This window comes from Pseudomonas nicosulfuronedens, assembly GCF_005877905.1.
GTDB classification, from domain to species: Bacteria; Pseudomonadota; Gammaproteobacteria; order Pseudomonadales; family Pseudomonadaceae; genus Pseudomonas; species Pseudomonas nicosulfuronedens.
Genome location: NZ_SWDV01000024.1, coordinates 93,068 through 108,878, shown reverse-complemented (window position 1 = coordinate 108,878; position 15,811 = coordinate 93,068). Strand labels below are relative to the sequence as shown.

General features: G+C 66.9%; 14 protein-coding genes. 1 reads left to right on the top strand and 13 read right to left on the bottom strand.

Annotated elements, in window-relative coordinates:
- Positions 1-22: 22 nt before the first annotated feature.
- From FAS41_RS18720 to FAS41_RS18675, 10 genes are all read right to left on the bottom strand, one after another.
- Positions 23-1,483 (bottom strand): mechanosensitive ion channel domain-containing protein, encoded by a 1,461-nt coding sequence (locus FAS41_RS18720; RefSeq protein WP_138524877.1) that lies wholly within the window; start codon positions 1,481-1,483, stop codon positions 23-25.
- Between the two features lie 61 nt (positions 1,484-1,544).
- Positions 1,545-2,162, bottom strand: coding sequence for a lipopolysaccharide core heptose(II)-phosphate phosphatase PmrG (gene pmrG, locus FAS41_RS18715; protein ID WP_138524875.1), 618 nt, complete (start codon positions 2,160-2,162; stop codon positions 1,545-1,547).
- A 135-nt stretch (positions 2,163-2,297) separates the two neighbouring features.
- Positions 2,298-3,257, bottom strand: a complete 960-nt coding sequence (locus FAS41_RS18710; RefSeq protein ID WP_138524873.1) for an HlyD family secretion protein — start codon at positions 3,255-3,257, stop codon at positions 2,298-2,300.
- Positions 3,258-3,464 (bottom strand): DUF1656 domain-containing protein, encoded by a 207-nt coding sequence (locus tag FAS41_RS18705; RefSeq protein ID WP_045207441.1) that lies wholly within the window; start codon positions 3,462-3,464, stop codon positions 3,258-3,260. It abuts the gene before it with no gap.
- Positions 3,454-5,619 (bottom strand): FUSC family protein, encoded by a 2,166-nt coding sequence (locus tag FAS41_RS18700; protein ID WP_138524871.1) that lies wholly within the window; start codon positions 5,617-5,619, stop codon positions 3,454-3,456. The genes FAS41_RS18705 and FAS41_RS18700 overlap by 11 nt, the downstream gene beginning before the upstream one ends.
- A 103-nt stretch (positions 5,620-5,722) precedes the next feature.
- Positions 5,723-6,628: a LysR family transcriptional regulator gene (locus tag FAS41_RS18695; RefSeq protein ID WP_138524869.1), complete on the bottom strand. Its 906-nt coding sequence runs from the start codon at positions 6,626-6,628 to the stop codon at positions 5,723-5,725.
- 235 nt (positions 6,629-6,863) lie between these two features.
- The gene (locus tag FAS41_RS18690) at positions 6,864-7,646 is read right to left on the bottom strand and encodes an SDR family oxidoreductase (RefSeq protein ID WP_138524867.1); all 783 of its coding nucleotides are present in this window, start codon (positions 7,644-7,646) and stop codon (positions 6,864-6,866) included.
- Positions 7,647-7,784: 138 nt separating this feature from the next.
- Entirely contained in the window at positions 7,785-8,810 is a 1,026-nt protein-coding gene (locus FAS41_RS18685) for a zinc-binding dehydrogenase (protein WP_138524865.1), read from the bottom strand.
- A 58-nt stretch (positions 8,811-8,868) separates the two neighbouring features.
- Positions 8,869-9,672 (bottom strand): 2,5-didehydrogluconate reductase DkgB, encoded by an 804-nt coding sequence (gene dkgB / locus FAS41_RS18680; RefSeq protein ID WP_138524863.1) that lies wholly within the window; start codon positions 9,670-9,672, stop codon positions 8,869-8,871.
- 19 nt (positions 9,673-9,691) lie between these two features.
- The gene (locus FAS41_RS18675) at positions 9,692-10,891 is read right to left on the bottom strand and encodes an MFS transporter (protein WP_138524861.1); all 1,200 of its coding nucleotides are present in this window, start codon (positions 10,889-10,891) and stop codon (positions 9,692-9,694) included.
- 162 nt (positions 10,892-11,053) lie between these two features.
- Here FAS41_RS18675 and FAS41_RS18670 point away from each other — a divergent pair, with 162 nt between their 5' ends.
- Positions 11,054-11,419, top strand: coding sequence for a GFA family protein (locus FAS41_RS18670; RefSeq protein WP_138524859.1), 366 nt, complete (start codon positions 11,054-11,056; stop codon positions 11,417-11,419).
- Between the two features lie 127 nt (positions 11,420-11,546).
- Here FAS41_RS18670 and FAS41_RS18665 read toward each other — a convergent pair whose 3' ends face one another.
- The 3 genes from FAS41_RS18665 to FAS41_RS18655 form a co-directional block, all read right to left on the bottom strand.
- Positions 11,547-11,879, bottom strand: a complete 333-nt coding sequence (locus tag FAS41_RS18665) for a DUF1508 domain-containing protein (RefSeq protein ID WP_171049512.1) — start codon at positions 11,877-11,879, stop codon at positions 11,547-11,549.
- Positions 11,880-12,026: 147 nt separating this feature from the next.
- Positions 12,027-13,292, bottom strand: coding sequence for a carbohydrate porin (locus tag FAS41_RS18660; RefSeq protein WP_138524855.1), 1,266 nt, complete (start codon positions 13,290-13,292; stop codon positions 12,027-12,029).
- Between the two features lie 88 nt (positions 13,293-13,380).
- Entirely contained in the window at positions 13,381-15,807 is a 2,427-nt protein-coding gene (locus FAS41_RS18655) for a glucose/quinate/shikimate family membrane-bound PQQ-dependent dehydrogenase (protein WP_138524853.1), read from the bottom strand.
- Positions 15,808-15,811: the final 4 nt, after the last annotated feature.

Here is a 15,811-nt window from a genome sequence, read left to right as displayed (position 1 = left end):
GGCCTGATCTGTTGCAATAGAGTCAGGCCTTGTAGCGGCGTCCAGCGTGCTGTTTGAGCCAGGCCATCAGCCCGCGTTGCTGCACCACCGTGGGTTGCTCCACCAACAGCGCGGCGCTGGCCTTCTGGCGGAAGTCGAGCAGGCGGCCCATGGCCTCTGCGATCTCCTGGCGTGCCTCCATGCAGGGGGCGAGGGTTTCCTTGTCGATGAAGTAGGCGGCGCCGTCGCTGATGGCGGTGAACTGCGCCTGCCACCCGGAGCCCGTGAGCACGCCGGCCTCGCCGAAGACTTCGCCCGGCCCCATGCGCCCGGCCTCGATGGTTTGGTTGTCGTGGGGCAGGGTGACGCTGACCACGCCGGAGTCGATGATCAGCAGGCGGTCGCTGACGTCTCCCGGCGCCAGCAGTACTTCGCCGCGCTTGAACGGGCGGCGCTGCATGCGCTTCGCCAGTTCGTCGCGCTCTTCGTCACGCAGGGCGTCGAACAGGCCCGAGCGCACCAGCAACGCCCGCGCCCGCGATGCGCTCTCGCGCATCGGCGCGTCGGCCTCGGCCAGCAGGTTGATGCCGGCGGCCTGCAGGTGACGGTAGGCGAGGTCGAACAGCTGGTTGCGCACCTCGCGCTTTTCGCCCATGGCGGCGACGAAGCCGCTCATTTCGTACTCCACCCCATCGGGCGCGGACTTGCGCACGCTGACCGCCGGTGCGGGATTGGCCAGCAGGGCGCGGCAGCCGCCGAGGGCGTGCTCCAGCGCCTCGACCACCTTGCGCGGGCGGATGTGCGGGCTGACCGTCAGGCTCACGCTGACGCCGTAGAGGTTCGCCGGGCGGCTCAGGTTAAGCACCTTGGCTTTGGCGGCCAGGGAGTTGGGCACCACGGCCAGTGTGCCCTGGGACGTCTGCAGGTAGGTGGAGCGCCAGTCGATCTCGGTGACCTTGCCCTCGATGCCGTCGATGGAGATCCAGTCGTCCAGCTGGTAGGGCTTGGTGGTGTTCAGCACGATGCCGGAGAACACGTCGCTCAGCGTGCTCTGTAGCGCCAGGCCGAGAACGATGGCAACCACCCCGGAAGTGGCCAGCAGGCCCTTCACCGGCAGCTCCAGCACGTAGCCGGCGGAAGCGATGATGGCGACCAGGAAGATCAGCGCGCCGACGACGTCCTGCAGCAGCCGCCCGCCGTGGCCGATGCGTTGCACCAGGAGGAAGCCCAGCACCACTGTCAGGCAACGCGCGGCGAACAGCCACCAGACTATCTGCACGGCCGTGGCGACCATGTGGCTGGGCAGATCGTCCGGCCAGGGCGCGGCACGCAGCGGGTTCATCCCGGCGTTGAACAGCAGCAGGCTGAACAGCAGGAAGCACAGGACGCGCGTTGCCAGCCGCCAGTGTGGATGGGCTGCGCCGACCAGCCGCCAGAGCAGCAGGTCGATCAGCAGCAGGACGGGAGCGGCGAACAGTGGGTGGCTAGTGAGCAGGGCGGGCATCGAGCCTCTCCTTGGAGCGATCGCAAGAAGATGGCACAGAAAGCGCTTTCTGGCAGCGGCCTCAGCTCGGGTTGTGCGAGTTCACCAGCTTCAGCCACTCATCGGTCTCGACTTCGCCGGCGATGCGCAGCTTCGGCTCGCTCTCGTCGAACAGCACCAGGGCGCTGCCGTACTCGGGGGTATCGGTCTCGTGCACCTTGAGGTTTTCGCGCAGCAGGTCGAAGCATTCGCTGTGGGTGACCAGCACCAGGTTGCGGTGCGCGTCCTTGTGCTGGCGAATCTGCTCGGCGAGGTCGCCGTCCTTGCAGGTCAGCAGCCAGTCCTGGCGCGCCACGTTGCGGTCGAACATCAGGTCGGCGGTCTGCACGGTGCGGTTGGCCGGGCTGCTGTAGATGTCGGTAGTGGTCAGGCCCAGGCGGCCGATGCTCTCGCCCATGCTCTTGGCCAGTGCGGCGGCGCGGGCGGTGATGCCGTCGGCGGCACCGAGGCATTCGGCGGTGGATCGGTCGCAACGCTCCATGTGGCGCACCAGCAGGACGACTCCGCCACGGGCCCAGTTCTGCGCGAACAGGCTGCTGCTCGGCACGTCTTCCAGTGGCGTGGGCAGCGAGCGCCAGGCAACCAGGGCGAGAGTGGTGCCGGTCAGCAGGGAAACGGCCAGAAGGCGAAGGCGGGGCAAGGGTCATCCTCGTGCGCAGGCGTCCGCGCGGGATGCGGGAAGCTGGAGGCATGCTGCACCGGGAGGGTGACAATCACGCGATGGGTTGATGACGGGGCGGTGATGAAAGTTCCCCTGCCCATCGGAAGACCGGGGCTAACGGGCGCTTTCGACCACGCTGACGGTGGCTGTGGTGCCAGCGCGAAGGCGGTCGCGGCCCTGGTAGGCCGGGTCGATGGCAATACGCACGGGGATGCGCTGGGCGAGTTTCACCCAGGTGTAGCTCGGGTTGATGTTGGCCAGCAGGCGCGCGCCGGGGGCGTTCTCGCGGTCGGTGATGGCGAAGGCGATGCTCTCGACACGTCCGTCGAAGCGCTCGCCGCTCATCAGTTGCACGTCCACCCGGTCACCCTCGCGGATGCGCGGCAGCTTGGTTTCCTCGAAGTAGCCGCCGACATAGAAGGAGTCGCTGTCCACCAGCGCCACCAGCGAATGGCCAGCGGTGGCGTAATCGCCGGCACGGGTCAGCAGGTTGGTCACGTAGCCGTTCACCGGCGCCACCACCTGGGTGCGCTCAAGGTCCAGGCGTGCCTGCTTCTGTGCCGCTTCGGAGAGGGCCACATTGGCTTGCGCCAGACCCAGGTTGGCCTGCTCGCGCAGCAGCTGCGCTTCGGCCACGGTGACGTCGGTCTGGGCCTTTTCCCATTCCTCGTTGGAGATGGCCGAGCGTGCCTTCAGCGCCCGGCGGCGGACTTCTTCGCTATGGCGCTGCTGCAACAGCGCCTGATTGGCAGCGATGGCGGCCTGGGATTGGCCGAGTGCGGCGCGGGCGACCTCCACCGCGCGGTCGGCGTGCAGCACCGCCAGTTCGTAGCGCGCCGGGTCGATGGTCAGCAACAGTTCGCCCTTGCGGACGTGCTGGTTGTCCTTCACCCGGAGTTCGACGATGCGTCCGGTGACGTCCGCCGAGAGCGTCACCACGTCGGCGCGCACCCGGGCATCGCGGGTCCAGGCCGCGCGCGTGTAGTAGGTCCAGGCGAAGTAGCCGAGGATCAGGGCTAGCGTGACCACGGCCAGGGTGATCAGCGGCGGCAGGGCTTTGCGCAGGCTGGTCATTCAGTGCAGCGCTCCCATGAGCAGGATCAGGCCTGCGCAGATGCAGGCATAGAGCGCGCCTTCGAACAGCGCTTCGTGCCAGACCAGGCGCAATACACCGAGGCGACGCAGGCTCCAGTCCAGCAGCAGGAAGATTGGCAGGGCCAGCAGCAGCGCCTGGGCCAGTGGTGGCAGGTAGACCCCGCCCAGCTCGATATCAACGGGCATGCAGCGCGGCTTCCCCGTGGTCGTCGTGGAGGACGGCGGATTCGCCGTAGAGGTCGCGGAAGCGTTCCAGCAGATCGGCGGCCACCAGCAGCGCCACGCCGCTGACGAACACCGGGCGCATGGCATCGCCGCTGGGGTAGTTGCCATGGCCTTGCAGCTCATCCAGCTCGTTGCCCAGCTCGCGCATGGCGGGCAGTACCCGCTGCAGCGGAGCGGCGGGAGGCTGATCGAGGCAGGCGGCGAGTTCGTCCAGCAGTAGCGACAGGCGTTCGCGCAGGGCCTGCGGCAGGCCGTTGGGGTTCAGGCTCTCGCGGCGCAGCTGGTGCAGCACCACGCCCAGGGTCATGCTCGCCAGGCTGCACTGGAAGCGCTCACCGGACTGGCTGTCGCGCGCTGCCGGCAGCAACCCGAGCATGATCGCCAGGCGATCCACCATGCGGCTCTCGAACAGGAAGCGGCGCGCCTCGCTGGGCTTGGACAGCAGCACCGAGCGCACTTCGGCACGGGTGCGGCGCGATTGGCGGCGCAGGCGCGCATCGGCGTCGAATGGGAATACCCAGGCGTACACCAGCAGGGCCAGCACGCCGGCGCTGACATAGCCACCGGCGAACTCGAACCATTGCAGCGAGGTATTGATCCACGCGCCCTGGTTCTGCGGGCCGACCAGCAGGAAGGTGGACAGCCCCAGGCCGATGCCGATGCCGGCAGTCTGCGGGTTGGCCAGGCCCACCGCGATCACGTAGAGCAGAGGAACCAGGAAAAGCGCGAGCATCTCGAAGTCGCCGACGCTGGGCAGCAACAGGAATTGCAGCAGCGCCGCCGCCACCAGCGCCATCGCCAGCCCGCGCATGTAGGCCAGGCTCGCCATCAGCGGGCGCGGGAAGGTGGCCAGTAGCGAGCAGAGGATGCCGACCAGGATCATCCCGGCGCGGGCGCCGTCCCAGGCGGTTTCGATCCAGACCCAGCCAGCGCAGCAAAGGGCGACGAAGGCGCGGGTGGCGTTCATCGCGGCGAGATGGAAATCCAGGTGCAGGGCGTGGGCCTGGCTTTGCGGGTAGGAGCTGCTGCCAGGGCGACCTTCCTGAATCGCTTCGCTGAGTTCGATCATCTCGTCCAGTTGCTGCATCAGCCGTGCCTGCTCGAAACGCAACGCCCAGGCCAGGGAGCGCAGCGACGTGGGCAGACCGTCGGCGAGTTCTTCGGCCTGCCGCGCGGCGGCGTCGAAGCGCTGGCGCAGCTGGGTGATGCGCTTGCGGGTGGAGCCGGGCAGGTCGCGGCCGAACTCGGCCAGCTCGGCGAGGCAGGCCAATTCATCTTCGCGCAGGCGTCGCACGGATTCCGGAAGCGGGCCGCTCAGGCGCGCTTCGATCAGCTTGCGTTGGCGCCGCAGGATCGCCAACCGCGAAGTCATCAGCACCAGCTGGTTGGCCAGCTGCTGCACCAGCTCATCGGCGCCGCGCAGCCGCGGGGCGTCGAAATACAGATGGCGACGCAGCATCTCCAGGGCGGCGATCTCGCCCAGCAGTTGTTTCTGCCGTTGCTGGAAATCCTCCTCCAGCTCATCCCCGCGGATCACCGCGGCGGCGTGCACGGCGATCAGGCGGATCAACTGGTCAACCTTGGCGAAGTAGCCCCGCGCCACGCTCTGCGGGCGAGCGAAGAACAGGCTGACCAGGGTCACGCAGGCCACGCCCAGCAGGGTTTCGGTGACACGGGTGATGGCCAGGGTATAGGTCGATTCAGGCGCCGGCTGGGCCAGCAGCGCGACAATCACTGCCGTGAAGCCGCTCAGCACGAAGGCGTGGGAGTGGGTGAAGCGCATCAGGGTGCCGCCGGCCGTGCAGATCGCCAGCCACAGCGCCAGGGTGACGATGAAAGGCAGCGGCGCCTGGGGGAACAGCGCCATGATGGCCACGGCGACCATGGCGCCGATGGTGGTGCCGATCACCTGGGCGAAGCTTTTCTGCAGGGTCATGCCCGCCAGCGGGGTGCTGATGATCACCACCGTCATGGTCGCCCACTTGGGCTGGTCAAGGTCGAGCAGGAACGCCAGGTACAGCGTCAACAGCCCCGCGAGCACGGTGCGCAGGGCGAACAGCAGGGTATCGCGGCCAGGATGGATGATGGCGCGCAGGTACAACAGCATGGGAGACATGCCAGGCCCTCTGGTCTCGGCGGGGCGGCACGGCGTTGCAGCGCGGTGCCGGCGAACCCTGATCAGTGTGGTCGAGGATCGCCGGCTTTGCGGGATTTTTCCTTCAGCCGGTGGCGTGCAGCGATTGCGCCAGACGCTCCTGGATGAAGTCGAGGAAGCACTGGATGCGCAGCGCCAGCTGCGAGTTGCGGTAGTACACCGCATGGATCGGCTGGCGGCGTTCGCTGGTCATCTCCGGTAGCACGCGTACCAGGCGACCGGCACGGATGTCATCGCAGGTCATGAAGCTGGCGAGGCAGGCGATGCCCTGGCCACCGATGGCCAGCTGGCGCAGGGTCTCGCCGCTGGAAGCGGACAGCGACGGGTCGACCGTGAGGGTGTCGCCGCCGGCGTGGCGGATCGGCCAGACGTTCAGCGCCTCGGGCTGGGTGAAGCCCAGCAGCGAATGGCCGAGCAGCTCTTCCAGGTTGGTTGGGGCGCCGTGGCGCTCGAGGTAGTCGGGAGCGGCCAGCAGGTTCAGGCGGCTGCTGCCCAGCGGGCGGGCATGCAGGCTGGAGTCGGCGAGGTGGCCGATGCGGATGGCGATGTCGGTGCTCTGTTCCAGCAGGTCGATGTTGAGGTCATTGGTGTTGAGCTGCAGCTCGATGTCCGGGTAGCGCTCCCGGAAGGCGCCGATGTGCGGCACTACGGCGTGCAGCATGAACGGCGAGGCGGCATTGATCCGCAGGCGCCCGGCCGGGGATTGCTGGCGCAGGGCCAGGCGTTCTTCCAGGGCGTCCATCTGTTCGAGGATGTGGCGGGCGTTCTCGAGGAAGAATTCACCTTCCTCGGTCAGCTTCATGCGCCGCGTGGTGCGGTTGAGCAGGGTGGTGCCGAGCTTTTCCTCCAGCTTCGACAGTGCCCGGCTCACGGCCGAGGGCGTCAGCCCCAGCTGTTCGGCGGCGGCGGTGATGGAGCCGCAGTCGATCACCGTGGCGAAGGTCTTGAGTTCGTCGGAGTGGGCTTTCATCGGTGGGCCTGTTCGGGAGCGGCGGGGTGGATGGTAGCGGCTGGCCTTTGTAGGAGCGAGCTTGCTCGCGAACCGCATCGCAGCGAAGGTTGGTTCGCGAGCAAGCTCGCTCCTACAGGGTGGTTCCGGCGTCGCGGGAGCGGACGCTGTCCGCGATCGACTCATCGTCACACCGGTCACCCGGGGAGTACGGACAACTCATCGCGGACGGAGTCCGCTCCTACGCCGATACGGATCAGTAGGTGCCCGGATAGGCGCCGCCATCCAGCAACAGGTTCTGCCCGGTCAGGTAGCCGGCGTGGACGCTGCAAAGGAAAGCGCAGAAAGCACCGAATTCCTCGGCGCTGCCGAAGCGCCCGGCGGGGATTTCCTGTTTGCCGGCCTCCACCAGTTCGCCTTCGTCGCGGCCGCCGAGGGTCGCTGCGCGGTGGTAGCCGCTGCGCAGGCGGTCGGTGTCGAAGGAGCCCGGCAACAGGCCATTGATCGTCACGTTGTGGCCGGCAACCTGCGGCTGGCGGGCAACGCCGGCGACGAAACCGGTCAGGCCGCTGCGCGCGCCGTTGGACAGGCCGAGGGTGGCGATGGGCGCTTTCACCGAACCGGAGGTGATGTTGACGATGCGTCCGAAGCCGCGCTCGGCCATGCCGTCGATGGTGGCCTTGATCAGTTCGATGGGCGTGAGCATGTTCAGCTCCAGGGCGCGCAGCCAGTCTTCGCGCTCCCAGTCGCGAAAATCACCGGGCGGCGGGCCGCCGGCATTGTTGACCAGGATGTCCACCTGCGGGCAGGCAGCGATCAGTGCGGCGCGCACCTCCGGCTGGCTGATGTCGCCAGCCACTTCGCGTACTTTCACACCCAGCTGGCGCAGTTCGGCGGCGGTGGCGGCCAGGGTGTCGACGTCGCGGGCGTTGATCGCCAGGTTCACGCCTTCGCGGGCCAGCGCCAGGGCACAACCCTTGCCGAGGCCCTTGCTGGCGGCGCAGACCACGGCCCAGCGGCCCTTGATGCCCAGATCCATGTTGTTCTCCTGAGATATGTAGTTAACCCTGTAGGAGCGAGCTTGCTCGCGAACCAATTCCTGCTGCGATGCGGTTCGCGAGCAAGCTCGCTCCTACGAACAGCGAAGTTCAGAGCAAAAGTATGCCCATCTGCCCGGTCAGGCGATGACCGCTGGCGCCGGCAGGCGACTGATCCATTTACCGCTGCCTTCGCCAGACTTCAAGCGGCGCAGCGCCTGGGGCAGTTCGGCGAAGTCGAAGAACTGTTTCGCCGGCGCCTGCAGTTGGCCGTCGGCGACACCGTGCATCAGGTGTTCTGCACCGTCGTGCAGCTCTTGCCAGTCGAGGGTTTCGCCATGGGCATGGATGCTGTTCAGCGCCACTTCGTGCAATGAAATGGCGGTGCTGAAAGCCGGCAGCGGAGCGTTTTCCTGGCGGTCCTGAATGCACACCAGGTGGCCGTTGTAGCCCAGCAGCGGGGCCAGGCCGGTGGCGTGGTTGCCGCTGACGGTATCGAAGATGCCGTGCAGGCGGCGCGGACCTAGGGCTTCGAGCAGTTGCGGGGCCCATTGGCCGTCGCGGTAGTCGAAGACCCCGGCGACACCCAGTTGCAGCAGGTGCTCGCGGTGTTTCTTCGAAGCCGTTACCCACACACGCAGGCCGCGCTGCAGGGCAAGTTGGGCCAGCAGATAGCCGACCGCACCGCCGGCGCCGGTCACCAGTACGTCACGGTTGTTGCAGGCCGGCAGCTTGATCAGCGCCTGCCAGGCGGTGAGGCCGGGGCAAGGCAGGCTGGCGGCGGTGGCGTCGTCCAGCGAGTCCGGAACCGGGTACACGGCGCGAGTACGCAGCAGCGTGTAGTGGGCGAAGCTGCCGCCGCGGGTCAGGGACTGGTGGTAGGCGACGCGGGTGCCAATGCGCAGGTTTGCGTCGCTGCCTACCGCGATGACGATGCCGACGCCATCCACGCCAGGCACCTGGCCCGGCTGCCAATCGTCGCGGCCCCAGTCGATCATCTTCCAGTCCACCGGGTTCAGGGCGATGGCGGTGTTGGCGACCAGCACCTCGTCAGGGCCGGGCGTGGGCAGCGGCAGGCGAGTCAGGCTCAGGCCGTCGATGCCGGCGCCGGGCGTCCAGGTCCAGGCTGCATAGTCATTTGCGCGGATAGGGTCGGGGGCGCTCATGGGTACTCCTTGGAAACGGCAAAGCCGCCCCGAGGGGCGGCTGTCAGGCAGTTGCGGATCAATCCCAGGCCGGAGCCAGGCTTTCCGGGCTGGTGATGCGCTCGTTGCGCTCCAGCGCGGCGATTGCGGCCATGTCGGCATCGGTCAGGCGCAGGTCGACGGCACGCAGGTTGCCTTCGAGGTTCTCGCGCTTGGTGGAGGATGGGATCACCGAGTAGCCCAGCTGCATGGCCCAGGCCAGGGTGACCTGCGCCGGGGTGACGCCGTGGCGCTTGGCGATGCCGATGATCACTTCGTCGCCGAGCACCTTGCCGTAGCCCAGGGTCATGTAGGACGTGATGTGGATGCCCTGGCTCTGGGCGAAATCGACGACCTTGCGGTTCTGCAGGTAGGGGTGCAGTTCCACCTGGTTGGTGGCGATCTGGCCGGCGCCCACGGCGGCGATGGCTTCCTGCATCAGCGCAATGGTGAAGTTGGACACGCCGATCTCGCCGGTGAGGCCCTGGGCCTTGGCTTCGGCCAGGGCGCCCATGAACTCGGCGACCGGCACTGCGCCGTTGGGCGACGGCCAGTGGATCAGGGTCAGCTCGACGCGGTCGGTGCGTAGCTTGTGCAGGCTGTCCTTGAGGCTGGGGATCAGCTTGTCGGCGGCGTAGTTCTCGGTCCAGATCTTGGTGGTCAGGTACAGCTCGTCACGCTTGACCTTGGCGCCGGCAATGGCTTCGCCGACGTCGGCTTCGTTGCCGTAGATCTGCGCGGTGTCGATGGCCCGGTAGCCCAGGTCCAGCGCGGTGCGGATGGAGTCGATGACGGTCTGGCCCTTGAGGCGGAAAGTGCCGAGGCCGAAGGCGGGAACGCTCATGGGAAGTCTCCTTGGTCGATCAGTGAGTGGGAACCGCGCCAGGGGCGGCCGGTTCCATGGATTTGTTGCGGTCCAGACGACCACTCAGGGCGGTCAGGCTGAAGGCGGCGAGGGTGACGACGGCGGCGATCCAGGGCGTATGGCCCAGGCCCAGGTGGCTGACCACCAGGCCGCCCGCCCAGGAACCACCGGCCACGCCGAGATTGAACGCGGCGATGTTGAAGCCGGCAGCCACGTCCACTGCATCCGGGGCCACGCGCTCGGCCTGCTGTACGACATACACCTGCAGACCGGGCACGTTGCCGAAGGCGACTGCGCCCCAGGCCAGCACCGTCAGCACCACCAGCCACGGGTTGCCGGCGGTGAAAGTCAGCACCAGCAGTACCGAAGCCAACAGGCCGAAGATGATCTTCAGGGCGCTGACCGGGCCGCGCTTGTCGGCGAGGCGGCCGCCCCAGATATTGCCGATGGCCACCGAGACACCGTAGGCCAGGAGCACCGCGCCGACCATGTTCGGGCTGAAGCCAGCGAGGTCCTGGAGGATCGGCGCGAGGAAGGTGAAGGCGATCAGCGAACCGCCATAGCCCACGGCGGTCATCGCATAGACCAGCAACAGACGCGGTTGCAGCAGTACGCGGGCCTGGCGCAGCAGAGGCGCCGGCGGGGTGTGCTGGATGGTCTTCGGCACGAACAGCAGGCTGCCGAGCAGGGCGACCACGCCGAAGGCGGCGACCACCAGGAAGGTCACGCGCCAGCCCAGGTGCTGGCCAATGAAGGTGCCCAGCGGGATGCCGGTGACGAAGGCAACGGTCATGCCGCTGAACATGGTGGCGATGGCGCTGGCGGCCTTGTCCTTGCTCACCAGGTTGGTGGCGATGATCGAGCCGACCGAGAAGAACACGCCGTGGGCCAGGCCGGTGAGGATGCGCGCGACGATCAGCGATTCGTAGCTGGGCGCCTGCCAGGCCACCAGATTGCCAACGGTGAACAGCGCCATCAGGCCAACCAGCAGTGCCTTGCGTGGGATGCGCCCGGTCATGGCGGTCAGCAGCGGCGCACCGATGGCGACGCTGAGGGCGTAGAGGCTGACCAGCAGGCCGGCGGAGGGCAGGGTGACGCCCAGGTCGGTGGCGATGGTGGGAATCAGACCGACGATGACGAACTCCGTCGTGCCGATGGCGAAGGCACTGAGCGTCAGCGCCAGGAGGGCGAGTGGCATGGTGGGGCTCCGGACGAATGGGATGCGATGGGAGGCATTGTCCGGAAGTCGTCCCTTGAGAAAAACGTGGCAAACGGCAAAGGATAGTTGAGCCGTAGTCACGAATGGGAGAGCGTCTACGCTGGGCTATTCATAGACATCAGTCACGATGAGGAGTCCGCCATGCATTACACCGGTAGTTGCCACTGCGGCGCGGTAGCTTTCGCCTTCGACGCGGAGCTCGACGAACTGGTGCGTTGCGACTGCTCGCTGTGCGCCAAGCGCAACGCCCTGATGGCCACCGTGCCGAAGGACAACTTCCGACTGACCCGCGGCGATCAGGCCCTGCGCCTGTACCGCTGGAACAGCGGCGTGGCGTTGCATTACTTCTGCGGGACGTGCGGCATCTACGTCTACCACCAGCGCCGCAGCAATCCGGCGTTGCTCAGCGTGAATGGCAGCTGCATCGACAATCTCGACCCCGAATCGATCCCGACACGGCGGGTGGACGGCAAGGGCATGAGCACCGTGGCGGGGCCGAGCGTGTAGGAGCGAGCTTGCTCGCGAACAGCCCCGCTGTGATGCCAGGTTCGCGAGCAAGCTCGCTCCTGCAAGTTGTATATGACGCCCACAAAAAAGCCCCGCATTGCGCGGGGCTCTTTCATTCACTCGTCACTCAAGCGTGCGCACGCAGCTCGGTGCTGAGGCCGGCCTGGGCGATCGTTGCGATCGCCTGGTCGCGTGCGGCCTCGGAGTCGTACAGCTTGCTGGTCAGCAGTTCTGCACCGGTGTTATCGCGGATCACGAAGAAATTCTTGCCGCCGGGGGACATCTGGCGCTTGTAGCGCTCGACGGCCGCACAGGAGCTGCGGAGGCTGTTGATGGCCTGCTCGGCTGCCTCCTGTGTCGGGTAGGCCAGAGTTTCCAGCAGAGTACCGTGGGCCGTGCTCTTGAGCAGAACGCGACGGTTGCCGCTGCTGAGTTCCTTGATTTCATACCAACCGGGCATGTGGTGCTCCATCTATCCGGTGTCAACGTCCTGCGGGTGTTCCCGCAGGGTGACAGGCCAGTTTAGGAGTACGGACGTTCTATTTGTATAGGAAAAGTCCTATTAATCATGAGGTTACTGTATCAATTTGTCTCGGGATCGCTTGCCTCAGAACGTTGCCTTCACCTGCAGGCCGAGTAACAGCGCGTTGTCGATCTCCTGGCCGGAGAAGGCGCCGGGTTCGATGACGTATTGCAGGTCCGGACGCAGGGTCAGCCAGGGAGTGGCCTGGTAGCCGTAGCTCAGCTCGATCAGTTGTTCGCCGCTGTCCAGGTTCGGGTAGTCCTGGCCATTGGCGAGGGCATTGTTCTCTTGCACTTCGCGGCTGCGAGGGTTGGGCACGGCGCGGCCGTAACCCAGCGCGACGCTGTCTTTCGGACGGCCTTCGAGGGGTTTGTAGAGCACTACGCCTGCGCCATACCACTTGGTGAAGGGCGAGGCGGCGCTGCTGGCGGCCGAGGCCTGACCGAACAGGTGCAGGCTGCGTCCCGTGGAGGTCGGGTCGTTCCACACGGCCTGGTCGATCAGCAGGTAGTGGCCGCTGCGGCCGGAGACTTCCTTGTCGCTGCCGATGCGCTGCACGTTGGAACTGTCGTAGTACCAGCCCAGCTTGTATTCGCCGGGCAGCTCGCCCTGGGGCTTGTAGACCAGCTCGATGGGCACCACGGTGCCGGTGGTGTGCTTGGGCGTGAGGTGCCAGGCTCGGCTGGAGTTGCCGTTGCTGTCCGGGTCGACGTTGAAGGCGGCGATGCGTAGCTGCCAGTCGGGCGCGAAGCTGTACTTCACCCGCGCGCCCAGGTGCGCGTTGGGGTAGTTGGTCCAGCCACTGCCACCGGACATGTTCAGCGGGTGCCCGCAGAAACCGGCGTTCATGAAGCTGCAGAGGATGCCGCTATCCAGCCCGCCGACGTCGTTGCCCATGGCCATGTAGCCGAGCTTGAGGTTCAGCGCCTGGCCCAGGTCGCGTTCGTAGCTCAGCTCGGTCATGCGGGTGTAGAGGCCGCCGTAGTTTTCCTGGACCGGCAGGCGGTTGCCCACCAGGTCTTCCGAGGCGCTGTTGCCGCGGCGGTCATTGATCGTCAGCTGGACCTTGCCGCCGTTGTCCAGGCCGTAGAGTTTCGACAGGTCGAACTGCACGCCCAGCTTGATGTTCTGCGAGTAGCGCGCCGAGCGGTGCAGGCCGCCGTGGGCGTTGTAGGCGGTCTCGCCGCTGTAGTCGCCGCTGAACTTGACGCCGCTTTCTTCCAGCTGGTGGCGCAGGCCGCCCCAGTCGCCGGTCATCGTGGAGCGTTCGAGCAGGCCTTCATCGGCCAGCACCGGCAGGGAGGCGACGCACAGCAAAAGGCTGGGCGTCATGCGGAGGGAAGTACGCATGGGTGTCCTTGGAAAACCGATAAAAAAGGCGCGGTGGTAGGGCCGCGCCGGAAGGAGACGCCCGCACGAGGCGGGCGTGATGGGATAGTTACGGCTGGTCGGGCAGGGCGTACGCCATCACGTAGTCGCCGCGGTCGGTGGACTGGCGCGCCCCGCCGGCGGTGATGACGATGAACTGCTTGCCAGTCTTCGGTGAGACGTAGGTCATCGGGCCGCCCTGGCTGCCGACGGGCAGGCGGGCCTTCCAGATTTCCTCGCCGTTGCTGCTGTCATAGGCGCGCAGGTAGAAGTCCTGGGTGCCGGCGATGAACACCAGGCCGCCCTGGGTCGACAGCGTGCCGCCGAGGGTCGGCAGGCCGATGGGGATCGGCAGGTGCATGCGGATGCCCAGGGGGCCGGTGTCTTCCACGGTGCCCACCGGTACCTGCCAGGCCACCTGGCGGGTCTTCAGGTCGATGGCGGTGAGGGTGCCGAACGGCGGTGCCTGGCACGGGATGCCGGCCACCGAGAGGAAGCGGTTCTTGTTCACCGCGTAGGGCGTGCCCTTGAGCGGCACCGCTCCCATGCCGGTGTTCAGCGCCTCGCCACCGCCGGCTGCCGCGCCCTTGTTGGCCGAGGGGATCATCTGGATCCACAGGCCCAGGCGCATGTCGTTGACGAAGATGAAGCCGTGCACCGGGTCGGTGGAGAGGCTGCCCCAGTTCATGCCGCCCAGGGAGCCGGGGAAGCTCAGCGACAGGTCGGTGCCCGGCGCCGTGTACAGGCCGTCGTAGCGCATCTTCTTGAAGTCGATGCGGCACAGCAGCTGGTCATAGGGCGTGGCGCCCCACATGTCCGATTCGGTGAGGGTCTGCGCGCCGATCTGCGGCATGCCGACCGAACGCGGCTGGGTCGGTGAGTACGGCTCGTCGGGGATGTTGCCCGGCTTGACCGGTACGTCCTTCACCTCGGTGAGCGGCTTGCCGGTGGCGCGGTCGAGCACGTAGATCTGCCCGGCCTTGGTGCCGATCACCACGGCGGGCACGCTCTTGCCATCGGCCACGGGGAAGTCCACCAGGCTCGGCTGCATCGGCAGGTCGAAGTCCCAGAGGTCGTTGTGCACGGTCTGGTAGACCCACTTTTCGGCGCCGGTGGTGGCGTCCACGGCAAGGATCGAGGCGCCGTAGGTATGATCGAGCTTCGTGCGCTCCACGCCATAGATGTCGGTGGAGGAACTGCCCATGGGCAGGAAGACCGTGTTCATCGCCGGGTCGTAGGACATCGGCGCCCAGCTGTTGGGGGTGCTGCGTACGTAGGTCTTGCCGTCCGCCGGAGCCTGCTTGTCGTCCGGGTTACCCGGATCGAAGGCCCAGCGCATGGCACCGGTGATCACGTCGAAGCCCCGGATCACGCCGCCGGGCATGTCGGTCTGGACGTTGTCCGCGACGCGGCCGCCGACCACCACGGTGGTGCCGGCCATCAGCGGGGCGGAGGAGAGCTGGTAGTAGGAGTCGGGCACATCACCCAGGCCGGCCTTCAGGTCGACCTGGCCGTTGTTGCCAAAGCCCTGGCAGAACTCGCCGGTGTCCGCGTCCACCGCAATCAGGCGTGCGTCGATGGTGTTGGTCAGCAGGCGACGCTGGCAGTTGGCGCCTGCTGGCACGCTGGCGGCGATGATCGGCGAGCTGTTGGGCTGGGTCGGCTGAGCGATCTGCCGGGTGGCATCGAAGTAGGCCATGCCCCGGCAACGCTGCCAGACCTTGGACTGGGCGTTGATCTCGTTCTTCCAGAGTTCCTTGCCTGTGTCCGCGTCCAGTGCGATCAGGTTGTTGTGCGGGGTGCAGATGAACACCTTGTCACCGACCTGCAACGGCGTCAGCTGGTCTTCCGCACCGTTGCCGTCGCTGAGGGCCACGTCGCCGGTGTGATAGGTCCAGGCCACCTTCAGCTTGTCGACGTTGCTGCGGTTGATCTGGTCCAGCGCGGCGAAGCGGCTGCCTCCCTCGGTGTTGCCGTAGTGCGCCCAGTCTTTCTGCGCGTGGGCCGGGTCCACCGGCGTCAGGCCCGGACCCTTGCCGGTGGGGGCGACGCTGGGATGGGCAACGAACATGTTGCCGGCGGCAATCGCCACCAGCACCGCCAGCACGCCAGCGATGCCGTAGGCACCGCGCCCAGCCTCGCGGCCTGCGGAGCGGGCCAGCAGCGGGTAGACCAGTGCGACCGCCACGCCAATGGCACTGAACATGAACAGCCGCGAGAACAGCGGCCAGAACACCAGGCCGCTGTCGGCCACCGCCCAGATTGCCGTGGCCACCAGGAAGGCGGCAAACAACCAGGCGCCAGCCGGCTTGCGAAGTGCGATCAGCAGGCCGGAAATGGCCATGGCCAGGCCGCCGATGAGGAAGTACCAGGAGCCGCCAAGGCTGACCAGGCGGATGCCGCCGGCTGCCAGGGCGAGGCCGAGGAGGGCGATGATTACGCCCAGGCCGATGAGGATGAAAGTGCTCGCGCCGGAGGGACGCTGTACCGGTTTCATACAG